Below are 21,506 nucleotides of genomic sequence, written 5' to 3'. Positions count from 1 at the left end.
ACTGTATGCTCAATACTGGGTTTGACCACGCACGTCCGTACGTCGCCGACAGCGTCCTTGAGATGGTGCGCGCCGCGGCGGAGGCGCACGGTTCCGCCGTCGCTGTGCGCTGCGGCACCGGCGAGATAACGTATGCCGATCTGATGGCGGCCGCCGAAACCAATGCCGCGCTGCTGAGGGAGCAAGGCGTCGGTCGCGCGGACATGGTCCTGTGCGCGCTCGGCACCGGGATTGAATTGCCGGTGGCCTGGCTGGCGACGATGATGCTGGGGGCCGTCATCGTGCCGGTCGACATCGGCTGGCCGGCGCTGCGGCTGCGCGCCGTCGCCGCCACCACCGAGGCGGCCATCGCGATCGCCGGTGCCGATGGCCACGAGGCGTTGTTGGCGGCGGGTGTTCGTGTGGCCCGGATCGATTTGGAACCGCACCGCCATCGCGCTGCACAGGCGGTGGGCGCGGGCGGGGCGGACGCCGATCTGGTGTACGGATTCTTCACCTCCGGCTCCACCGGCGTGCCCAAATGCGCGCTGAACCACCATGCCGGACTGGCCAACCGCTTCCGCTACATGACGCGCCGTTTCGGCCAGCGCCAGGTGGTGTACCAGAACAGCGCGCCGTTGTTCGATTCGTCGATCTGGCAGATGTTGTGGCCATTGACCGGCGGGAGCGTCTCGGTGCTGCCGGCGCGGCGCGGCCGCTGGGATCTGGATGCGGTGGTCGAGGACATCGCCCGCCATGGCGTGACCATGACCGACTTCGTGCCGACGCTGTTCAAGCTTCTGGTGCGCGGGCTGGAAAGCGGCAGCGTCGCCCGCGCCAAGTTGGCCAGCCTGCGCCATCTGCTGATCGGCGGCGAGGAGATCGACGCGCCGTCGGTGCACAGCTTCCGCCGGCTGCTGCCGCAGTGCCGCGTGATCAACACTTATGGCCATACGGAGGCGTCGATCGGCATGGTGTTCCACGAGGTAAGCGACGAGGACGGACAGCATATTCCGCTCGGGCGGCCGATCGATAATACCCATGTGCGCATCGTCGATCCGTCGATGCGGGTGCTGGTCGACGGCGAGCTTGGCGAGATCGTCGTCGGCGGTGTCTGTGTCGGCGCCGGCTACCTGAACCTGCCGCAGCAGACCGCGCGCGCCTTTGTGGCGAATCCCTTCCCGGACGTTCCGGGCGCGATCGTGTACCGCACCGGCGACATGGGCCGCGTGCGCGCGGACGGACTGCTCGAATATGCCGGGCGGGCCGACGACCAGGTCAAGGTGCGCGGCGTGCGCATCGAACTGGGTGAACTGGCGCTGGCGATGAAGGCATGCTTCGCCGACGTTGGCGACGCGGTTGCGTTGATGGCGCCGGCCGCGAATGGCGAACCCGAACTGGCGCTGGCGTACGCCGCGCCGGCGGAGATCGAAGTATCCCGTCTGCGCCGCGCGCTGGCCGACCATCTGCCGATGACGCATATGCCGCGCCGCGTTCTATGGCTGGCGTCCCTGCCGGTGTCGCCCAATGGCAAGCTGGATCGCAAGCGCATCGTCGACATGATGGCCGCGCAAAACGCGTCCGCGACCATTGCCCCCATCGTGCGGGATGGGGCGGCCGGCATGCAGGAGATGATCGTGCATTGCTACCGCAGCGTGCTGCTGCTGAACGACATCGGTCCGGAGTCGGATTTCTTCGACAACGGCGGCGATTCGCTGGCGGCGGTCAACCTGTCGCTGATGCTGGCGCAAGCCAGCGGCGTGACGGTGCCGGTGACGAGGCACTATGAATACCCGACGCCGCGCGCGCTGGCGAAGTTCCTGAGCGCCGGCGGCAATGGGTCCGGGCAGGGCAACTTGTCGCTGCCGGAGGTCGAGTACAGCAACACCGGCGTGCCCGCCGCCGACAGCCGCCGTGTGCTGCTGACCGGCGCCACCGGCTGCATCGGCGTGCATGTGCTGGAATGCCTGCTGCGCACCACGACGCTGGAAGTGTCGGTCCTGCTGCGCGGCGCCAGCAGCCAGGCGGCGCTGGACCGGCTGGCCTCCGCCTACCGCGCGGCGCATCGCGGCGAGGCGCTGCCGCTTGCCCGTATCAAGGTGTTGCTGGGCGACCTGGCCGCACCGAAGTGGGGGCTGCCGCCGCAGGTGTGGGAGCATCAGGCGGCCGAGATAGATGAGGTGATTCATTGCGGCGCGGAGGTCAACTTCCTGCTGCCGGCGACGCAGCTGTTCGCGCCCAACGTGCTGGGAACCGCCAGTTTGATTCAGTTTTGCCGCGAGGGCAGGGCCAAGCGCGTGCATCACGTCTCCTCGCTTGCCGCGAAGCTGACGGCGGTGGACGTGCACGGCGCCGCGCCGGCCGGCACCACCGGCTATGGCTATACCAAATACCTGGCGGACCGGCTGATCGTGCGCGCACAGGCGCAAGGCCTGTCGGCGCGCATTTATCGGGTCGATGACGTGCTGCCGTCGATTTGCGCCGGCCATGTCAACCAGCAGTCGCTGGTGCATATGCTATTGAGTTGCTGTCTGCGCCTCGGCGTGGCGCCGGCCGGCTGCGGCGAAATCGGCCTGCTGCCGATCGACGCGCTGGCGCGATGGCTGTGCGGGTTTGTCGGCACGCAGGGCGGTTTCGGCGCGGCGCCGGCGCTGGTGGATGTGGTGGGACAGCAGTTCGTTCCGTTCGATATGCTGGTATGGGCCGTCGCCGGCAAACTGGGTCGCGAATCGGCGCCGATAGGCTATGACGCGTTTCTGGCGCTGCTGCGCCGGACCGACGATCCACGCGCCGCGCTGCTGCACGATATGCTGCCGTCGGCGGGGAGCGGGCGGGTGGCCTTCACCCACCCGTTGCCGGCCGCCGACAGGCAGGCCAAATGCGCCGCCGTGCCGAACGGCCAGCAACTGGTCGCCAATCTGGGCGACTTCGCGCTGTATCTCGAATCGCTGGCGCGGACCTTGGACGGGCCGGGCGCATGATAGCGGCGCTGCTGACCACTTTGGCCAGCCTGTCCGCACAAGCCGGTGGTGGCGACGTGGCGCCCGGCGCCGCGGTCGAAGTCGCGATGGAGGCCCCGGTCGGCCACGCGGCGCCGGAAATGCTGGCGGCGGCGACGATGCCGGCGATCCGGGGCGGCGATGCGCGTCAAAGCGCGCCGCCGCTCGGCGCGATAAAGACGCCGCCGCAGCAGCCCGGCGTGCTGGCCGACAGCACGTTGAACATCCTGTTCAGGAACTACCGCGACAGCCTGACCATCAACGGCTACGGCACCCAGCGCGGCTGGGTGCAAGGCGCGCAGGCGAATTTCGTCTCGGGCCTGAGTTCGGGCCAGAGCGGTTTCGGCGTCGACGCCTCGCTCTTTGGCGCCGTCAAACTCGATGGCGACGGCGCCTCAGGCGACATGGTGCACGTGGACCGCGACGGCAGCGGCGGCGAAAGACGCAAGGCCTGGGCGTACATGGGCGGCTACGCCGTGAAAGCGCGCTACGGCGGCATGCTGCTCAAATACGGCTTGCAGCAGGTGGAGAATGTCTTTCTCGAGTCGAAGGACAATCGCGCGCTGCCACCGTCGTTTCGCGGTACTACGCTGAGCGGACAACCGGCAGGCGGTGTGGGCGTGGAGGCCGGCAGCATCGATGCCGTCAACCCGCGCGGGCGCACCGGTTTGGTGGGGTTGAAAACCGCATATGGCGGCACGCCGATCTCGCGCCTTAGTTACGGTGGCGTGAACCTGACTTCCGCTTCCGGCAAGGTATCGGTCTACGCGGCGCAGGCGCGCGATGTCTGGAACCAGCTGTTTGTCGCGGGGCGGCATAGCTTCGGCGCCTCGGAGGCGAGCAAGTGGACCGTTAGCGGCGCGGGGTATCTTACCCGCGACCAGGGCGCGGGTTTGCAGGGGCCCATCGGCGGCAAGGCTTACAGCGTGGCGCTGGCAAGGCAGCTAGGCGCGTCGGAGCTGGCGGTCTCGTTCCAGCACGTGATGAGCGACCAGTATCTGGACTATGTTCAGGAGGCCAACGGTCTGTATCTGGCCAACGGCATGGTGGCCGACTACAACGCGCCGCGCGAAAAGTCGCTGCAGCTGCGCTACACGGCGAACGGCGCCGATTTTTCACTGCCGGGGATGGGCGTGATTTTTTGGGGTATCGCCGGCCGCAGCAAGTCGCCCGCCCAGGTGATGCGGGCGGCTCCCGAAGCGGGGACGTGGCGTGACGCCTATTGGCGTGGCGGCGCCCATGTGCATGGCAATCATCACGAGCTTGGGCTGAAGGCCAGCTACGTGTTCGATCGGGGCGACATCAAGGGCGTCAACCTGGCGTTCATCGCGCTGGTGCATCGCGGTTCTGCGCATTACGTCGAACCCAGTGAGCGCGAGTACCGGTTGATCCTTAATGTGCCGGTGAAGGTGTTCTAGTCAGGATGCGCGGCTGCGGTAGCTTTGGGGGGCAAGGTCCTCTTTCGGCGCCAGCGCCTGCAGGCGCTTGTACAGCACGCGCGTTTCAAGCAGGTTCCAGACGCGCAGCATCGCTTCGAGCGTATCGAATGGCTTGGTGAGGAAGTCCTTGGCGCCGAGGGCAAGCGAACGGCGCTTGGCTTCGGCGGTGGCGTCGGCGGTGATCACCAGCACCGGACGGAAGTCGTACGGATCGCCGCGCCGCTTGAGCCGCTCCAGCACCGCGTAGCCGTCAAGGTCGGGCATCATCAGATCGAGCACGATCAGGTCCGGGTCGAAGGCGGTGAACAGATCGAGCGCGGTCCTGGCGTCGGTGGTGCCGACGACGTGGGTCAGGCCCTCGCCGATGAACATGTCCTCCAGCAGTCGCAGATTGGCTGGCTGATCGTCGATGATCAGGATGCGCGAGGCCAGGACTTCGTTTTCCATCATTGTTTTTGCTCCGTTGTGTCGAGTAAGGCAAAGAATTCGGGGATCTTGAGCGGCTTGCCCAGATGTCGGGGCGCGCCCGCCGTGGCTTCTCCACCAGCGCCGCCCAGTACCACCAGCTCGCCCGGCAGCGCGTGCACCGTGTCGTCGGCCAGGTCGCAGGCGACCAGCAGCAGATCGGGCGGCGATTGGCGCGCCAGCGCGATGCCGCCGGCCTTGTCGGCGGCCGCCGTGACGCGCCAGTTGGGCCGCCGCTGCATCAGCGTGGCGATCAGAGCGCGGGTGCCGGCGTCGGCGTCGATGCAGATCATGCTGTGCGTGGTGGCAGCCGGCGCCGGCGTGGGGACGGCCGGCGCGGCTTGGCCGATGGCGACATCGGCGGGCGCGCTGGCGACGGCGTCCGCGTTGGCGGCGGGCAAGGTCAGTGTGAAGCGGCTGCCCCGGCCGGCCTTGTCCTCAAGGCCGATATCGCCTTGCATGGCCTGCATCAGCGCCTTGGACACGGCCAGACCCAGGCCGGCGCCTTCGGTCTTGCCGCTTTCGGCGCCGAGGCGGTCGAACGGCGCGAACAGGCGCGTTCGCAGGGCCGGCGTGATGCCCGGGCCGGCGTCGTCGATATGGATGCTGACGGTGCCGGTGGCCGGATCGGTGCCGAAGCCGATATCGACGTCGCCGCCTTGCTCGCCGTACTTGATGGCGTTCGACAGCAGGTTGAGCATCACTTGCAGCAGGCGCTGACGGTCGGCCATGACGGCGCCGAAAATGGCCGCGCTGTCATGGCGCAACCGCACCGCGCGTTTCTGCGCCATCGGCGCCATTAACATCACCGCTTCGTCGATGAGCGGCGCCAGCGCCACCGGCTCGCATTCCAGGGTCAGTTTGCCCGCCTCGATGCGGCCGATGTCGAGCACCTCGTTGATCAGCGCTAGCAGATGCTGGCCGGCCTGGCGAATGTGCTCGGCGTGTTCGCGCTCGCGCGGCGCCTTCAGGCCCGCTTCCAGCAGTTGGGCGTAGCCGAGGATGGCGTTCAGCGGCGTGCGCAGTTCGTGGCTGGTGCGGGCCAGGAACTGGGTCTTGGCCTGGCTGGCCGCCTGCGCCGCCGATGCCCGCCCGGCCAGCAGCACGCTGGCCTGGTGCAGCCGCTCGGCCAACTGGCCCAGTTCATCGCGGGTGTCCGGCGCCGGTATCAGCGGCAGGTCGCTGTTCAGGCGTTCGGCGTTTTCGGCCGCCAGGCGCACCCGCCGCACCAGGCCGACGGTGAAGGTCAGCGTCGCCATCGCGCCGGCCAGGCCGGCGGCGGCGACGGCGATGGTCATCCACATGTTGCGGTTGGAGGCCTGCTGCAGCGCCAGCGCGCGTTGTTCCACCAGCGCCGATTCGCGCAGGCTCATGACGCCGATTTCGGCGCGCAGCTGGTCGAGGATCTCTTTGCTGCTGCGCAGATGCCGCTGCAGTTCGACCGGGCTGGCGTTGCGCTGGCCGCGCATGATCTCCAGGCTGGCCAGTTTGTCGTTCAGCAGCGGCGTGATGCGCCGCAGGCTGGCGATTTGTTCGGTGTCCCGGACTTTGGCCTGCAGGCTGGCCAGGGTGGCGGGCAGCTGCGTGACGGCGACGCCGTAAGGTGTAAGGAAGTCGTCGCGTCCCGTCAGCAGATAGCCGCGCACCCCGGTGGCCGCCTCGGCGATCTGCGTGTGCAGGCGCTGGATGTCGGCCTGCGCCTGCATGGCGCGCAGCATGTCGGCGGTGGCGGCGGCTGTTTTGCGCTCCAGCGTATAGCTGGTGGCGGCGGAACCCAGTAACAGCGCCAGCGAAGCGGCGATGATGACGCCGCCCTTGAAGCCGAGCGACCAGTGGCGGGGATGCAGCGCGCCGGTGCGCTCGCCCATTGCGCCTGTCATGTGCCCAGCCCCAGGTCGGCGGCGCGCACCGCCGCCTGCGTGCGGTCGTTCAAATCGAGCTTGTGCAGGATGCGCTCGACGTGGACCTTGACGGTGCCGGCGGCGATGCCCAGGTGTTCGCCCATGGCGGCGTTGGTCCAGCCGCTGGGCAGCAGCGCGAACACCTGCAGTTCGCGCGGGGTCAATACCTTGAGAATCTCGGCCGCTTCCGGCGCGGCCACGCGCGGCGCGTTTTGCGGCACCGCCAGCACCGCCGCCAGCATCGTCGCCAGCGCCTGCAGCGTGAGCAGGTCGTCCGGCGTGGGCAGCGGCGCGGCCTGGGTGCTGAGCAGCGCGAGCATGCCGCGATTTCTCCCTTCGAGGCACAGCGGCACCAGTACTTCGAGGCCGACTTGCTGTTCGCGGCCGATCCGCAGTCCGCTGGCGATGTCCTGCCGCACCAGCGGCGGACGCGGACCCGGTTGCAGCACCGCCTGCAGGGCGGCCGCATAGGCGAGACGGGCGCCGACCGGCGGCACCTGTCCCTGGCTGGCCAATATCTGCAGCGCGTCGTCCTTGAGCACCATCACGGCGCCGTCCTCCAGCGACAGGAACGCCAGGGCCTTCGACAAGGCCGTCGACAGCGCCGACGCGCACTGTGCCTCGCCGGCCAGCGCGCTGGCGGCATCGGTCAGCAGGCGCCAACGGGCGGCGCTGCTTTCGATCTGCCGATAGCGGTTGCGGACCGCGCGCGCGCTGTCGCCGGTGGGGGGCAGGTGAGTGATGTTGGTCATTTTGGCTGCGGCATAGTCGAATAAATGGCGATTATATGCCACCCGGCATATGCGAATACCCCCGACCAGCAGATTTTTGAATCGTCCGCGAGGCCGATACTGGCTTCATTGGCGGGAAACAGCCCGCCAAACTTCCCAAACAACGAATGGAGCATACGATGAAAAAGATTCTGATTTCCCTGGCACTGGCCGCTGCAAGCACCGTCGCTTACGCCGATGGCGCCCCGAAGGTCTACCGCGACGTCGCCGTCGCGCCGACCAACGCGCAGGAAGCGGAAATCGCCAGCCTGTTCGACAAATGGAACGCCACGCTGGCGACCGGCGACTCGGCCAAGGTGGCCAGCCTGTACGCGGTGGACGGCGTGCTGAAGCCGACCGTGTCGAACGAAGTGCGCGATACGCCCGCCTCGATCAAGAACTACTTCGACAAGTTCCTGAAATCGCATCCGGTTGGCACGATCAACTATCGCCACATTCGCATGCTGGGCGCCGATTCGGCGGTCGATAGCGGCGTCTATACCTTCAAGCTGACCAAGGACGGCAAGGCGGAAGACGTGCAGGCCCGCTACAGCTTCGTGTACAAGAAGGTCGACGGCGTGTGGAAGATCATGAGCCACCACTCGTCGGCCATGCCGGAAATCGCAGCCAAGTAAGCTTGACGGTCGTTGTGAAAAAAGCCACCCGGGGCGTTCAGCCCTCGGTGGCTTTTTGCTCTTCGACCGCTTCCACCGGATTCAGGCCGCTCCACGAGACGGTGGTCGCCTCGGTCACCAGCACGGAAGAACCGGCGCTGATGGTTTGGGCGAAGCGGTGGATGGCGTCGCGCACCTCGTTGATTGGCTCCACGCCGCTGTAGCAAAATTCGCCCGGTGGCAGGTAGTAGCCCTTGCCGTCGTCGGCCTTGATGGCGCCGGCGATGTTGTACTTGGCCAGTTCCACCGCCAGATGGTGGTAGGTTTGGCTGTCCGGGTCGTCGAAGGCGACGCGAATGATGTAATTGACCATGTCTAATCCTCAAAATTGGTGGGGAATCATGGCATAAAAAATCGCGCCTTGACTATTTTTTTGACAAACGGTTTGACAAACAATTTGACAAAGCAAAGCCCCGAGCAAGCAGCAAACTTGTCGGGGCTTTTGGTCAATTACCGGAGAAAGCATTTGACTGGGGAGAAGCATAATGAAGAAAACTTAAAATTAACTTAGTTTCATCGCGAAACCCGGGCTTTGGCGCGGTGGCCGGATGGTGTAGCATGTCGGACGGCGATTTGGCAGGGTGCAGTGGCCCCCGCCCGCCGGTATTCAAGGACAGATATGCAAATCAAAATTAATGAAGTGCTGCGCGCTTACATCGAACCGCTCACCGAGAGCGAGTACGCGGCGCTGGAACGCAGCATCCTGGTCGAAGGCTGCCGCGATGCGCTGGTGTTGTGGCAGGACGTGCTGGTCGATGGTCATAACCGTTATCAAATATGCCAGCAGCACGGGGTTCCGTTCAAGGTCACGGAGAACACCAGCTTCCAGAACCTGGACGACGTCAAGCTGTGGATGATCGATAACAATCTGGGTCGCCGCAGCATCTCCGACTATCAGCGTGGCGTTCTGGCGCTGCGCAAGAAGGAAATCGTCGCCGCGCGCGTGGCCGACCTGATGGCGGAAGCGGCCGCCGAGGATGCGATGATCGCGCCGCCGGAAGGCGACGCGGCCAAGCCCAAGCCGGCGGCGATGCCATTGGCGTCGCGCGAGGACATCGCCCGCGCGGCCCGTTTGAGCAGCGCGACCATCAGCCAGATCGAAAAGATCCAGAAGACGGCGACGCCGGAGCTGGTGGAGGCGGTCCGCTCGGGCACCATCTCGATCAACGCCGCCGCCACGGTGGCCTCGCTGCCGGAAGCCGACCAGGTGGCGGCGGTCGCCGGCGGCAAGAAGGAATTGCAGAAGGCTGCCAAGGAAGTGCGCGAACTGCGCGCCGCCTCGCGTCCCGCCAAGGAGCCGAAGGAAGCCAAGGAAGGCGGCGATTATCGTCCGATGACCGAGGTGGACGAGCTGCGCGCCGAGAACGCATCGCTCAAGGAGAAGAACGCGGCGCTGCGGGCGGAGATCACAGCGCTGCAACTGCGTATTTCCGAGTTGATCGACGCCAGCTGATGTTGTAACCACCTTCCACCGCCCGGAGTCCAGTTCATGCCAAGTATGCGTTCCATGCTGCCGTTGATAGGTTTTGTTTCGATGGGGGCGGCGGCGGCGCCAGCACCGGCGACTTTGCCGGCCCGTGAGATGCCGGCGGTGGAGGCCAAGCGCTTGAAGGCGCAGGCGCAGCGGGTCACCATCCTGCGCGACAAATGGGGCATCCCCCACGTCTACGGCAAGAGCGACGCCGACGCGGTGTTCGGTTTGATGTACGCGCAGGCGGAGGACGATTTCCGCCGCGTCGAACGCAATTACATCAACGCCATGGGGCGGTTGGCGGAAGTCGAGGGCGAGGGCGAGCTGTATCGCGACCTGCGCATGAAGCTTTTTATCGACCCGGCCGACTTGCAAGCGCAGTACAAGCAAAGCCCCGCGTGGCTGAAAAAGCTGATGGTGGCCTTCGCCGATGGCTTGAACTACTACTTGGCCACGCATCCGGAGGTGAAACCGGCGCTGATCACGCGCTTCGAGCCGTGGATGGCGCTCAGCTTCAGCGAGGGCAGCATCGGTGGCGATATCGAAACCATCGATTTGAAGCAGCTGGAAGCGTTGTACGCGAACGGCGCCAAGTATCCGCTGGCGCCGCCGGTGCTGCTGTCGTCGGCGCCGATGGAGCAGGGCAGCGATCTGGATAAGGAACCGGGCGGATCGAACGGTTTTGCCATCGCGCCCGCGCTGACCAAAAACGGCCGCGCGCTGTTGCTGATTAATCCGCACACGTCGTTCTACTTCCGTCCCGAGGTGCAGGTGCAAAGCCGGCAGGGGCTCAACGCCTATGGCGCCGTCACCTGGGGCCAGTTCTTCGTCTACCAGGGCTTCAACGACCGGGTGGGCTGGATGCACACGTCCGGCGGCGGCGACGTGATCGACGAGTACATGGAAACGATCATCGAGAAGGATGGCCGCTTTTTCTACCAGTACGGCACCGGGCAACGCGCGCTGAAGGCGGTGGATATCACGCTGCCGTACAAGACCACGGACGGCATGGCCAGCAAAGTGGTCAAGGTGTATTACAGCCACCACGGCCCGATCGTCCGCGCAAAAGACGGCAAATGGATATCCGTGCGCTTGATGAACGAGCCGCTCAAGGCGCTGACGCAATCGTTCATCCGCACCAAGGCGCGCAACTACAAGGACTTCCACAAGTCGATGGAGCTGCGCACCAATTCGTCCAACAACACGGTCTACGCGGACGCCGACGGCAACATCGCCTACTTCCACGGGAACTTCATTCACAGGCGCGACCCGAAGTTCGACTGGAAGCATCCGGTCGACGGCGGCGATCCGGCCACCGAGTGGCAGGGACTGCACACGGTGAAGGAAACCATCTCGCTGTTCAATCCCAAAAACGGCTGGATACAGAACACCAACAACTGGCCTTACACGGCGGCCGGTCCGTATAGCCCGAAGGCCAAGGACTATCCCGCGTACATGTCGATGAATCCTGAGAACCCGCGCGGCATCCACGCGGTGCGGGTCCTGGAGAACAAAAAGGACTTCACCATCGCCAGCCTGGTCGATGCCGCCTACGATACGCAGCTGCCGGCCTTCGAGCCTCTGTTGCCGCAGTTGTTCGCCGCCTATGACGACCTGCCGGCCGACGACGCCCTCAAGACGGCGCTGGCGCCGCAGATCGCCGCGCTGCGCGGCTGGGACATGCGCTACTCACTCGAGTCGACGCCTACATCGCTGGCGATCTACTGGGTGCAGGACTTGACGGCCACGTACGGACCTGTCGCCAAGACCCGGGAAGTGCTGGTGCTCGATTACATCCAGGCGGCGCTGACGCCGCGTCAGCGCTTGGAGACGCTGGAGCGCGCGTCGGCCAAGCTGACCGCCGATTTCGGCGCGTGGCAAACGCCGTGGGGCGAGATCAATCGCTTCCAGCGTCTGACGGGCGACATCGTGCAGCCGTTCGACGACAGCAAACCGAGTTTGCCGGTGGCGTTCGCGTCGGCCAACTGGGGATCTTTGGCGGCGTACGGCATGACGTCCAAGCAGACGACGAAGAAGATCTACGGCGAGCGTGGCAACAGCTTCGTGGCGGCGGTGGAATTCGGGCCGCGCATCAAGGCGCGCAGCGTGCTGGCCGGTGGCCAGAGCGGCGACCCGGCCTCCCCGCATTTCTCCGACCAGGCCGAGATGTACGTGCGCGGAGAACTGAAGGAAGTGCTGTTCTACAAAAGTGACGTCGAGAAAAACCTGGAGCGCCGCTACCACCCCGGTGATTGACCCGGAGTTGCGGTGCGCGCCGGTTGGTGATGTTCCGTTATCATAAAAGGCCTTCATCGTTTTCAATGGAGCACATCATGGAGACTCTTGAGATTCACCGTGGGCGCCTGATCGATCACATTCAGCTGGTCGTGCGCGATCTCTCCGCTTGCCGCAAGTTCTACACTTCCATCTTTGAAGTCCTGAATATTCCCATCGAGGGCAGCGGGGATGATTATTTCTGGGCCGACGAATTGTTCATTTCCACAGCCGACAGCGAGTCGGCGCAGGGCGCGCTGACCGGCCGCCATCACCTGGCGTTCCAGGCGCAGGACCGCGCCATGGTCGACAAGTTTTACGAACAGGCGCTGGCCAACGGCGGCAAGGACAACGGCGGCCCCGGCGAGCGTCCCTATCATCCGGGCTACTACGCGGCCTTTGTCCTGGACCCTGAAGGTAACAATATCGAAGCCGTCTACCACGGCGAGGCCAAACGCAGCGCGCCTTCGGTCCACATCACGTTCTGACAAAAAAAACGGCCCGGTCGCATTGCACGACCGGGCCGCTTGCACCTCACTTCAAATCAAGATCAGCTGCCGATACGACCGCCATCGTTTTTGGTGATGACGATGGTGGCCGAGCGTGGACGCTTGCCGGCGCCGTAACCGGCGTTCGACGGCCACTGGCTGGTGTACTTGGTCGGGTCGTTGATGTTGGCCAGCGAGGTGTTTTCGCCCGGATGCTGGATGTTGATGAACATCGTCTTGCCGTCCGGCGTTTCGGTGATGCCGGTGATTTCCGAACCCGCAGGGCCGACCAGGAAGCGCTTGAGCGTATCGGCGGTCGGCTTTTTGCCGATGAAGGTGTCCACGGCCAGGGTGCCGCCGGCGGTGGTGGTGTAGTTCAGCGTGGACTTGGCGCCGTCGCCGACCTTGCCCGGTATCGCCGCCAGCATCATGCAGTTGGTGACATCGGTGTAGGCGCCATCGTCGGTCTGGATCCAGCAGATGCCGGTGTATGGGCTGAAGGCCAGGCCGTCCGGGCTGGAGAAGTCCTGGTCGGCGGTGAGGCTCGACAGGTTGATCTTGCTGCTGTCAGCGCCGCTCTCTGCGCCGAACAGGTACACGTCCCAGGTGAAGCTGGTGGCAGCCGCCGCGCCGGTGCCTTCCTTGAAGCGGATGATATGGCCGTTCGGGTTGCCGTTTTGCGCGGCGGTGCCTTTCATGTCGGTGTAGGCGCGCGGGTTGGCGCTGTCCGGGGCCAGCTGCGACGAACCGGTCGGATTGACGGTGCGGTTCGAGTTGTTCGTCAGCGTGTAATAGATCTCGCCGTTGGCCGGGTTGACCGAGCACCATTCCGGACGGTCCATCTTGGTGGCGCCGACGGCGTCCGCCGCCAGGCGCGTGTTGACCATGATGTCGGCCAGGTCGGCGAACTTGTAGCCGGCGTAAGCCGTGATCAGCGCGTTCGACATCGACAGCTCGATCCACTGGCCGGTGCCGTCGGCGGCCAGCTTGGCCACATACAGTTTGCCGGAGTCGAGGTATTTGTCGCCGGTCGCCATGCGGTCGGTCGGGTTGGCGTCCGACGCCAGCCAGGTGGCGTTGGAGACGAACTTGTAGATGTATTCGTTGCGCGAGTCGTCGCCCATGTAGACGGCCAGCTGCTGGCCGACGGCCGGCACGCTGAAGGCGGCGCTTTCGTGCGCGTAGCGGCCCAGGGCCGTGCGCTTGCGGATTACCTTGGTCTTGTCGTAGGCGTCCATCTCGACGATGTAGCCCATGCCGTTCATTTCGTTGCGGTAGTCGTCGCTGCCGTCGGCCGACGCGCCTTTTTTGCTGATGTCCCAGCGCGCGTATTTGTCGTCGGTGCCGGCGGTCTCCCAGCCGTGGCGCGAGGTGGCGCCCTGGTTGCGGCCATAGCGGCGCAGCGCGACGACCGATTTGTCGCCACGGGCGGCATCGTCGGTGGCGCCGCGCGCGAAGTAGCCGGACCAGTTTTCTTCGCCGCTCAGGTAAGTGCCCCATGGCGATTTGCCGGTGCCGCAGTTGTTCAAGGTGCCGCGCGTTTTGGTGGCGGTCGGCGAATATTTGGTCACCAGCAGCGCGTTGCCGCGCGCAGGGCCGGAGATCTCGATGTCGCTCAGCGGGGTGACGCGGCGGTTGAAGGCCGAGTCGTTGACGGTGGCCCAGGTGGTGCCGGTCTTTTTGACTTCGACGACGCTCAGGCCGTGGACGGCCACTTCCTTGTCCACTTCGGCGGCGGGACGCGGCAGCGAGGTGGTGCCGCCATTCACGTGCAGGAAGTGCGAGGCCAGTTTTTCGTCGGTGGTCGCTTCATGGTTCATCGCCAGCACGCCGCGCTCGGCGCCGGATGCCAGCGGCGCGCCCGCTGCGGACAGGCCGAAGTATTCCATGCCGTCGTGGTGGTCGCCGGCGCGGTTGTCGAAGTCGGTGTCGGTGCCGTCGTTCTTGTAGGCCGGGGTGGCGGCGCGCAGCGAGTCGCCCAGCGCGTAGATCGCGGTGGCGGTGTAGCCGGCGGGGACCGATACCTGGTCGGCCAGGCTTTTCGGCACGGCGGTGAAGGCCAGCAGCTTTTCAGTCGGCGCCGGGGTTGGCGGAGGAGTGACGACCGGCGCGACGTTGTCGCTGCCGCCGCAGGCGCTCAGACCCATCGATCCCATGATCGCCGTGGCGGCCGTGACGGCGCCACCGCGCAGCATGTTGCGGCGGCTCATGCGCGCGGCCAGGATCGTGTTGAAGTGCTCGCTTGGCGAGGCGTGGCTCTCGATATCATCCGCGTCGATGGAGTTGCGGACCAGATCGTTTGGCTTATTCATTGGGTGGGTTGTCCTGTAGTGACATGGTTAAAATGGCAAGCGCATGATAGCGAGCCTTTATGACAATGCCATGACAGGAGGATGACAAGTTTGTGACCATTGCTTGTTGCAAGTGTCGTAACCGCCGGTTGTCGTTCAGAGTGCCGTTTGCGCGGGCGGGGAGGCGAGGTCTTGCTCCTGGCGCACCCATTCCAGGTTGGCGATGGTGTTGTTGCGGACGTTGCCGTCCTTGTGGCGCACGGCGGTCAGCCGCCCGGGGTTGGGCAGGTAGGCTTCGGCCACCAGTTCGTGCACCCAGAACTCGCCCACGCGGTTGCCGCCGCGTAGTTTGACCTTCAGACCCTCCGGATAGATCACCGGGCGCAGCACATTGACTTTGGTGCCGCCTGCGACCATCACGCGGCCATCCCTGGAGACTTTGTAAAAGCCGCTTCCGGGGATAGGCCTGGCGCTGGCGACGCCTATCGAATAGACACAGGCGATGACGATGACGCCGATGAGGATGAAGACGAATTCCAACATGGTTGCGATCTGGTTTCAGGCAGGGTTGTTCACGTTGCGGATACTAGCACCTAAATCGCGTCGAGCGAACCGCGAATATCGGCCCTTAAATCCTCTATATCTTCGATTCCCACCGACAGCCGTATCAGGCCGTCGCCAATTCCCAACACCGCGCGCTGCGCCGGCGGGATGGTGGCATGGGTCATCAGCGCCGGATGCTCGATGAGGCTCTCGACGCCGCCCAGGCTTTCGGCCAGGGCGAACACCTGACAATGCTCCAGGAACCGGCGGGCGCCGGCCATATCCGTGTTCAATTCGATCGAGATGATGCCGCCAAAACCCTCCATCTGGCGCTTGGCCAGCGCGTGCTGCGCGTGCGATTCGAGGCCGGGATAATAGACGCGGCGGATTTCCGGCTGCTGTTCCATCCAGCGCGCCAGTTCCAGCGCGCTGCGGCAGTGGCGCTCCATGCGGATCGCCAGCGTTTTGACGCCACGCAGCGTCAGGAAGCTGTCGAAGGGGCCCGCGATGGCGCCGACCGAGTTTTGCAGGAATCCCAATTGTTCGCACCACGCCTGCTGGTGCGCCTCGGCGCCGACGATGGCGATGCCGCCGATGACGTCCGAGTGGCCGTTCAGGTACTTGGTGGCCGAATGCACGACGATGTCGAAGCCGTGTTCCAGCGGGCGTTGCACCAGCGGACTGGCGAAGGTGTTGTCGGCCACGGCGATGATGCCGCGCTCGCGGCAGATGGCGGCGATGGCTTTCAGGTCGGCCAGCTTGAGCATCGGATTGGTCGGCGTCTCGACCCAGACCATTTTGGTTTCCGGCTTGATCGCGGCCAGCAGGTTTTCCGGATTGGTCAGGTCGACGTAGGTGAAATCGTGGCCGGCGCTGCGGCGGCGCACCCGCTCGAACAGGCGGTAAGTGCCGCCGTACATGTCGTCGCCGGCGATGATGTGGGAGCCGGCGTCGGCCAGCTCCAGCACCGTCGATATCGCCGCCAGGCCGGAGGCGAACGCGAAGGCCTGGGCGCCGCTTTCCAGGTCGGCGACGCAGCGCTCCAGCGCCCAGCGCGTGGGATTGTGCGAGCGGCCGTAGTCCAGGCCCTTGTGCACGCCGGGGCTTTCCTGCACGTAGGTGGAGGTGGCGTAAATCGGCGGCATGATGGCGCCGGTCGACGGATCGGGCGACTGGCCGGCGTGGATCACGCGCGTCGACAGGGCTTGGGCGGCTTTTTTGTTCAAGATAGTGTCCTTCGGAGATGGTTGAGCAGGTCGAAGCGGGTGATCAGGCCGTAGAAGATGTCGCCGTCGGCCACCACCGCCGTCAGGCCGCGATCGAGCACCGCGCGCAGCGCGTGCAGGTCGGCCGATGGATGCAGCGTTTCGAGGCGGCGCGTCATCGTCGCGCCGACCGGGTTGGCGAAGCGCTCCGGTTGCGTATCGACCGTCAGCAGCAGGTCCGATTCGTCGATGATGCCCACCAGCCGGCCGGCGGAGATCACCGGCAGCTGCGCCAGGTCGGCGGCGCGCATGCGGTTGAAGGCGATCAGCAGCGAGTCTTCCGGCGACACGCTGACCACCTGGCCGGCGTCGTAGCGGCGGCCGATCAGGTCGCGCAGGTCGCGCTCCTGCGGGCGCCGGAGCAGGCCCTGGTCCTGCATCCAGCCGTCGTTGTAGACCTTGGACAGGTAGCGGGTGCCGGTGTCGCAGACGAAGCTGACCACCCGTTTGGGTGTGGTCTGCTCGCGGCAGTATTGGAGGGCGGCGGCCAGCAGGGTGCCGGTCGACGAGCCGCCCGGTATGCCTTCCTCGCGCAGCAGGGTGCGGGCGCTGTCGAAGCTTTGCTGGTCGGTGATGGTGTAGGCCTTGCGCACGCCGGTCATGTCGGCGATGGCGGGGATGAAGTCCTCGCCGATGCCTTCTACCGCCCACGATCCGCTGGTGTCGGACACGCGGCCGGTTTCGATGTATTCGGTCAGGATCGAGCCTTGCGGGTCGGCCAGCACAAATTCCACATGCGGGGCGACGCGGCGGAAGTAGCGCGTCAGTCCCGTCAAGGTGCCGGAGGAGCCGACGCCGACGACGATGGCGTCGACGTCATGGCCGGTCTGCTCCCAGATTTCCGGCCCGGTGGTGGTTTCGTGCGCCAGCGGATTGGCCGGGTTGTTGAACTGGTCGGCGAACCAGGCGCCCGGTGTTTCGGCGGCCAGGCGCGCGGCGAAGTCCTGGTAGTACTCGGGATGACCCTTGCCGACGTCGGAGCGGGTGGTGCGCACCTCGGCCCCGAGCGCCTTCAGGTGCAGCACTTTTTCGGTCGACATCTTGTCCGGCACGACCAGCAGCACGCGGTAGCCCTTGAGCCGTCCGACCAGCGCCAGACCGAGGCCGGTGTTGCCGGCGGTCGCTTCGATGATGGTGCCGCCGGGCTTGAGGCGGCCGTCGGCCTCCGCCGCCTCGATCATCGACATGCCGATGCGGTCCTTGATCGAGCCGCCGGGGTTTTGCGATTCCAGTTTGAGGAACAGTTGGCAGGGGCCGGTGTCGAGACGGGTAATCTCGACCAGTGGCGTGTTGCCAATCAGAGTGAATAGTGCGGGGGTGCGCATATGGTCTCCTTGCTGCTTTTCAGGCAAGTATGCGCTTATTTACGTCGATGGGTGCGTCTTGTAGCGGGACGGATATGCGGCGACGCAAGCGGACCCCAAGTGGGGGTGTGAAGAGGAAATATGCCGGCGCCGCGCCTGCTCCCGGGCAGACGCGGCAGCTCAACGATTACAGGCTCGGCGCGTTGTACAGCTCCGGGTAGGCTTCGCGGTAGGCGGCCAGTTCGGCACGCACCTGGGCGCGGGTTTTGCCTTCGGGGGCGGCGCTCGGCACCTGGTTCTGGTACTGCTCGCCGGAGGTCACTTCGCCGCGTTGCTGGGCGGCCAGCAGTTCGGCGCGGACGTCGGCGCGGGTTTTGGTCGAGACGTATGCGGCGTTGTTGCCGGTGTACTGCTCGCCGGAAAGGGGCGCATTGCCTGCGGCGACGACTGCATGGTATTCGGCGAGCACCTGGGCGCGGGTGAGCTGGCTGGTTTCCTGGGCCGACACGGCGGCGGACGCGAACAGGGCGGCGACGGAGAGGGCGATGGCTGCGTTTTTCATGGTGTGGCTCCTGATATTAAAAGTGTGTGTGGTTGTTGCGGCGTGCATTCGACTGCTTGGCATCGCTATCGATTAGATCGCGTACTACGTTTTACTTGCCTTGCTTCGTCATTTGTTTGCCAGTGAGTGAATAATAAATTGTGTGCGATCTAATCGCTAGCTAATAATATCTATCGGGGCGATAGCTTTGCCCAATCGGGCGTTTCCAAGGTTTATAATTCCGCCCTTCAGATGGAACAAACTTGAAGGCAGGCGGCAGTGGCAAAACTCTATTTTCGATACTCTGCGATGAACGCGGGCAAGTCCACGGCGATGCTGCAAGTGGCGCATAACTATGAAGAGCAGGGCCAGCAGGTGCGCCTGTTCACGGCCGCCATCGACAACCGTTATGGCGTGGGACAGGTGACGTCGCGGCTGGGACCGCAGCGCCAGACCGAGGTATTCGACGCCGACACCGATTTCCTGGCCAGGATCGACCAAAAGATCGCCTGCCTGCTGATCGACGAGGCGCAGTTCCTGACGACGGCGCAGGTGCAGCAGTTGCACCAGTTGGCGCAGGTGCGCGGCATCCCCGTGATCACCTATGGCCTGCGCACCGATTTCCGTGGCGAGCCGTTCCCCGGTTCGGCCTATCTGCTGGCGCTGGCCGACGATATCGAGGAACTCAAGAACATCTGCACCTGCGGCAAGAAGGCGACCATGAACATCCGCGTCGACCAGAACGGCAAGCGCATGAAAGAGGGCGAGCAAATCAGCATCGGCGGCAACGAGAGCTATCGCCAGGCTTGCGGACGCTGCTTCTACTCCGAATAAGCCGCCGCTGACCGCCGGGCGTCCAGACACCAGGTAGCGCCAATGTGTTTTAACGCAAGTGAATTGCGTTGACATGTATAATGCAAGTCTATTGCGTTTGGAATTTACTTTTGGAGTCTTTATGCTGATGGTGCGTCACACCCGCCTGGCGATATGCCTGGCCGCCGCTTTTCCACTGTTCGCGTCGGCCGCCGCCGACGAACCGGAGGTCGTCGAAGTCTCCGGCGTTCGCCAGCCTTACCGCAGTCTGTCGGCGACCGCCGCCACCAAGACCGAGACGGACTTGAAGGACCTGCCGCAAAGCGCGCGCGTGCTGACCGCCGACATGTTGCGCGACGCCGGCGTGAGCCGCTTCGCCGACGCGCTGGACCTGGGCAGCGGCATCTCGCGGCAGAACAATTTTGGCGGCGTGTGGGACAGCTACGCGGTGCGCGGCTTCACCGGCGACCCTAACTACGGCTCCGATTTCCTGGTCAACGGCTTCAGCTCCAGCCGGGGCTACAACGGCTTGCGCGACAGCGCCAACGTCAATAGCATCGAGATCCTGAAAGGCCCGGCGGCCGCGTTGTACGGACGCGGGGAGCCGGGCGGCATCGTCAACATCGCCACCAAGAAGCCCTTGTTCCAGCCGTCGTACACGCTGGAGCAATCGGTCGGCAGTCATGACACCTACCGCACCGCCGCCGACCTGACCGGGCCCCTGGGCGAAACGGTCGCCTACCGCTTGAACGCGGCCTACGAAAAGGGCGACAGCTTCCGCGACACACTGTCGTCCAAGCGTCATATGGTTTCGCCGTCGGTGATCTGGCGCGTGACGGACGACACCACCGTCTCCTATGAGCTGGAGCAGTTCGAGCAGCAGGCCTACTTCGATCGCGGCGTGGTGGCGGTCAAGGGCGTGCTGGGACTGATCCCGAACTCGCGCTTCCTCGGCGAGGCGGCCGATGGCCCGGTCACGGTGAAATCGACCGGTCACCAGGTCTTCGTGCAGCACGACTTCAAGGATGGCTGGTCGCTGCAAAGCGGCCTGGCCTACCGCAGCAGCTCGATGAAGGGTTTTTCGACCGAGGCTTCGGCGCTGCAGGCGGACGGCCGCACCTTGTGGCGCCAGCGCCGCTTCCGCGACTTCTCGGCGCAGGACTGGTCGGGCCGCGTGGAGTTGCTGGGCAAATTGAGCACCGGCTCCCTGCGGCATAACGTGCTGTTTGGCTTCGATGGCTATCGGTTTATCGACGACCGGCTTCAGTTGCGCAGAAATCCCAATGCGGCGGCGTCTTACGCTATCGACATCTATCAGCCGGTGTACGGCGGCGCGCAGCCGACCACACTCGGGCCGTCGATCAATACCCGTGAACAGCAGTGGTCCACGGCGTTTTACGCGCAGGATCAAATCGATTTGACCACGCAGTGGAAGGCGTTGCTGGGCGTGCGGCGCGACGCCTACCGCCAGACCATCACCAACGCCAACCGCAACGGCTTGCAGAATCGCCAGACGCTCGACGCCACCAGCCCGCGTGTGGGCCTGGTGTATCAGCCGAACCGGCAGATTTCGCTGTATGCGTCGGCGGGCAAGTCGTTCCGGCCGAACAGCGGCATCGGCATCAACAACGAGTCGTTTCCGGCCGAGACCAGCCGCGCCTATGAAACCGGCATCAAGTTCGACAGCGCCGACGGTAAGTTGAGCAGCACCCTGGCGCTGTATTCGATCCGGAAGAAAAACGTGCTGACCTTGAACCCGCTGGACACCAATTTCTCGCTGGCTGCCGGCGAAGTGGGGAGCAAGGGCGTGGAACTGGATGTCTCGGGGGAGCTGGCGCGCAAGCTGCAGCTATCGTTCTCCTACGCGTACACGGACGCGGAGGTCCTGCGTGACAACGTATTGACGGTCGGCGGCGCGCTGCCCAATGTGCCGAAGCAAAGCGCCAACCTGCTGCTGGTGCGCGAGCTGACGGTCGGCGGGGCGCGCGCGTCGCTCGGCGGCGGGCTGAATTACGTCGGCGAGCGCAATGGCGACGTCGCGATCTCCAGCACTTTCAAACTGCCATCCTATACGACGGCAAAGCTGGTATCGTCCTATTCGCCGACCAGCAAGTTGCGCCTGTCGCTGGACATCGACAATTTGTTCGACAAGACGTACTACCCGAGCTCCTACCAGCAGACCTGGGTGGCGGCGGGCGAGGAGCGCCGCGTCACGTTGAAGGCGCTGTATAAATTTTAAAGTCAGGTTTGGGTTCAGCGAACGATATGAGTGTGAATGCGAATGTAAAT

17 protein-coding genes are annotated in these 21,506 nt (G+C 64.9%); 8 read left to right on the top strand and 9 right to left on the bottom strand.

Going from position 1 to position 21,506, the window contains the following annotated elements; genetic code table 11:
- Positions 1 to 5: 5 nt before the first annotated feature.
- Entirely contained in the window at positions 6 to 2,960 is a 2,955-nt protein-coding gene (locus NHH88_20815; protein ID USX12131.1) for an amino acid adenylation domain-containing protein, read from the top strand.
- Positions 2,957 to 4,396, top strand: coding sequence for an OprD family porin (locus NHH88_20810; GenBank protein ID USX12130.1), 1,440 nt, complete (start codon positions 2,957 to 2,959; stop codon positions 4,394 to 4,396). The genes NHH88_20815 and NHH88_20810 overlap by 4 nt, the downstream gene beginning before the upstream one ends.
- Here the strand turns inward: NHH88_20810 and NHH88_20805 are convergent, their stop codons facing one another.
- Genes NHH88_20805 through NHH88_20795 form a run of 3 tightly spaced genes read right to left on the bottom strand, consistent with a single transcriptional unit; the run spans position 4,397 to position 7,535 of the window.
- On the bottom strand, positions 4,397 to 4,864 hold the full coding sequence (locus tag NHH88_20805) for a response regulator (GenBank protein ID USX12129.1): 468 nt from the start codon (positions 4,862 to 4,864) through the stop codon (positions 4,397 to 4,399).
- Positions 4,864 to 6,762 (bottom strand): ATP-binding protein, encoded by a 1,899-nt coding sequence (locus NHH88_20800; GenBank protein USX12128.1) that lies wholly within the window; start codon positions 6,760 to 6,762, stop codon positions 4,864 to 4,866. Before NHH88_20800 ends, NHH88_20805 begins: the two co-directional genes overlap by 1 nt.
- Positions 6,759 to 7,535, bottom strand: a complete 777-nt coding sequence (locus NHH88_20795) for a LuxR C-terminal-related transcriptional regulator (GenBank protein USX12127.1) — start codon at positions 7,533 to 7,535, stop codon at positions 6,759 to 6,761. Before NHH88_20795 ends, NHH88_20800 begins: the two co-directional genes overlap by 4 nt.
- Before the next feature lie 158 nt (positions 7,536 to 7,693).
- On the opposite strand from NHH88_20795, the gene NHH88_20790 reads away from it, so the two are divergent.
- The gene (locus NHH88_20790) at positions 7,694 to 8,188 is read left to right on the top strand and encodes an SgcJ/EcaC family oxidoreductase (protein ID USX12126.1); all 495 of its coding nucleotides are present in this window, start codon (positions 7,694 to 7,696) and stop codon (positions 8,186 to 8,188) included.
- A 37-nt stretch (positions 8,189 to 8,225) separates the two neighbouring features.
- Here NHH88_20790 and NHH88_20785 read toward each other — a convergent pair whose 3' ends face one another.
- Positions 8,226 to 8,540 carry a hypothetical protein gene (locus tag NHH88_20785; protein ID USX12125.1) on the bottom strand — a complete coding sequence of 105 codons (315 nt, stop codon included), beginning with the start codon at positions 8,538 to 8,540 and terminating at the stop codon, positions 8,226 to 8,228.
- 306 nt (positions 8,541 to 8,846) lie between these two features.
- Here NHH88_20785 and NHH88_20780 point away from each other — a divergent pair, with 306 nt between their 5' ends.
- From NHH88_20780 to NHH88_20770, 3 genes are all read left to right on the top strand, one after another.
- Positions 8,847 to 9,680, top strand: a complete 834-nt coding sequence (locus NHH88_20780; GenBank protein ID USX12124.1) for a hypothetical protein — start codon at positions 8,847 to 8,849, stop codon at positions 9,678 to 9,680.
- A gap of 36 nt (positions 9,681 to 9,716) precedes the next feature.
- A complete protein-coding gene (locus NHH88_20775) occupies positions 9,717 to 11,954 on the top strand; it encodes a penicillin acylase family protein (GenBank protein ID USX12123.1) in 2,238 nt (745 codons plus the stop codon).
- A gap of 77 nt (positions 11,955 to 12,031) precedes the next feature.
- The gene (locus NHH88_20770; protein ID USX12122.1) at positions 12,032 to 12,460 is read left to right on the top strand and encodes a VOC family protein; all 429 of its coding nucleotides are present in this window, start codon (positions 12,032 to 12,034) and stop codon (positions 12,458 to 12,460) included.
- 62 nt (positions 12,461 to 12,522) lie between these two features.
- Here NHH88_20770 and NHH88_20765 read toward each other — a convergent pair whose 3' ends face one another.
- The 5 genes from NHH88_20765 to NHH88_20745 all read right to left on the bottom strand — a co-directional run bounded on the left by NHH88_20765 (position 12,523) and on the right by NHH88_20745 (position 18,425).
- The gene (locus tag NHH88_20765; protein ID USX12121.1) at positions 12,523 to 14,772 is read right to left on the bottom strand and encodes a PhoX family phosphatase; all 2,250 of its coding nucleotides are present in this window, start codon (positions 14,770 to 14,772) and stop codon (positions 12,523 to 12,525) included.
- Positions 14,773 to 14,907: 135 nt separating this feature from the next.
- Positions 14,908 to 15,294, bottom strand: coding sequence for an HNH endonuclease (locus tag NHH88_20760; protein ID USX12120.1), 387 nt, complete (start codon positions 15,292 to 15,294; stop codon positions 14,908 to 14,910).
- 50 nt (positions 15,295 to 15,344) lie between these two features.
- Positions 15,345 to 16,520 carry a PLP-dependent aspartate aminotransferase family protein gene (locus tag NHH88_20755; protein ID USX12119.1) on the bottom strand — a complete coding sequence of 392 codons (1,176 nt, stop codon included), beginning with the start codon at positions 16,518 to 16,520 and terminating at the stop codon, positions 15,345 to 15,347.
- A complete protein-coding gene (locus NHH88_20750; GenBank protein USX12118.1) occupies positions 16,517 to 17,884 on the bottom strand; it encodes a cystathionine beta-synthase in 1,368 nt (455 codons plus the stop codon). The genes NHH88_20755 and NHH88_20750 overlap by 4 nt, the downstream gene beginning before the upstream one ends.
- A 166-nt stretch (positions 17,885 to 18,050) precedes the next feature.
- A complete protein-coding gene (locus NHH88_20745; GenBank protein ID USX12117.1) occupies positions 18,051 to 18,425 on the bottom strand; it encodes a DUF4148 domain-containing protein in 375 nt (124 codons plus the stop codon).
- A 288-nt stretch (positions 18,426 to 18,713) separates the two neighbouring features.
- Here NHH88_20745 and NHH88_20740 point away from each other — a divergent pair, with 288 nt between their 5' ends.
- Both NHH88_20740 and NHH88_20735 read left to right on the top strand, forming a co-directional pair.
- Positions 18,714 to 19,238 carry a thymidine kinase gene (locus NHH88_20740; protein USX12116.1) on the top strand — a complete coding sequence of 175 codons (525 nt, stop codon included), beginning with the start codon at positions 18,714 to 18,716 and terminating at the stop codon, positions 19,236 to 19,238.
- 121 nt (positions 19,239 to 19,359) lie between these two features.
- Positions 19,360 to 21,456, top strand: a complete 2,097-nt coding sequence (locus NHH88_20735) for a TonB-dependent siderophore receptor (protein ID USX12115.1) — start codon at positions 19,360 to 19,362, stop codon at positions 21,454 to 21,456.
- Positions 21,457 to 21,506 lie beyond the last annotated feature (50 nt).

This window comes from Oxalobacteraceae bacterium OTU3CAMAD1, from assembly GCA_024123915.1.
GTDB lineage: Bacteria > Pseudomonadota > Gammaproteobacteria > Burkholderiales > Burkholderiaceae_D > Rugamonas.
The sequence above is the reverse complement of the archived record's forward strand: the minus strand, read 5'-3'. Positions and strand labels throughout refer to the sequence as shown.

Bases quoted from the DNA above. Each gene is read 5' to 3' on its own strand.
- NHH88_20810 (USX12130.1), top strand. From the start codon at position 2,957: ATGATAGCGGCGCTGCTGACCACTTTGGCCAGCCTGTCCGCACAAGCC.
- NHH88_20800 (USX12128.1), bottom strand. From the start codon at position 6,762: ATGACAGGCGCAATGGGCGAGCGCACCGGCGCGCTGCATCCCCGCCAC.
- NHH88_20780 (USX12124.1), top strand. From the start codon at position 8,847: ATGCAAATCAAAATTAATGAAGTGCTGCGCGCTTACATCGAACCGCTC.
- NHH88_20745 (USX12117.1), bottom strand. From the start codon at position 18,425: ATGAAAAACGCAGCCATCGCCCTCTCCGTCGCCGCCCTGTTCGCGTCC.
- NHH88_20785 (USX12125.1), bottom strand. From the start codon at position 8,540: ATGGTCAATTACATCATTCGCGTCGCCTTCGACGACCCGGACAGCCAA.
- NHH88_20740 (USX12116.1), top strand. From the start codon at position 18,714: ATGAACGCGGGCAAGTCCACGGCGATGCTGCAAGTGGCGCATAACTAT.
- NHH88_20790 (USX12126.1), top strand. From the start codon at position 7,694: ATGAAAAAGATTCTGATTTCCCTGGCACTGGCCGCTGCAAGCACCGTC.
- NHH88_20750 (USX12118.1), bottom strand. From the start codon at position 17,884: ATGCGCACCCCCGCACTATTCACTCTGATTGGCAACACGCCACTGGTC.
- NHH88_20795 (USX12127.1), bottom strand. From the start codon at position 7,535: ATGACCAACATCACTCACCTGCCCCCCACCGGCGACAGCGCGCGCGCG.
- NHH88_20765 (USX12121.1), bottom strand. From the start codon at position 14,772: ATGAATAAGCCAAACGATCTGGTCCGCAACTCCATCGACGCGGATGAT.
- NHH88_20805 (USX12129.1), bottom strand. From the start codon at position 4,864: ATGGAAAACGAAGTCCTGGCCTCGCGCATCCTGATCATCGACGATCAG.
- NHH88_20775 (USX12123.1), top strand. From the start codon at position 9,717: ATGCCAAGTATGCGTTCCATGCTGCCGTTGATAGGTTTTGTTTCGATG.
- NHH88_20735 (USX12115.1), top strand. From the start codon at position 19,360: ATGCTGATGGTGCGTCACACCCGCCTGGCGATATGCCTGGCCGCCGCT.
- NHH88_20770 (USX12122.1), top strand. From the start codon at position 12,032: ATGGAGACTCTTGAGATTCACCGTGGGCGCCTGATCGATCACATTCAG.
- NHH88_20815 (USX12131.1), top strand. From the start codon at position 6: ATGCTCAATACTGGGTTTGACCACGCACGTCCGTACGTCGCCGACAGC.
- NHH88_20760 (USX12120.1), bottom strand. From the start codon at position 15,294: ATGTTGGAATTCGTCTTCATCCTCATCGGCGTCATCGTCATCGCCTGT.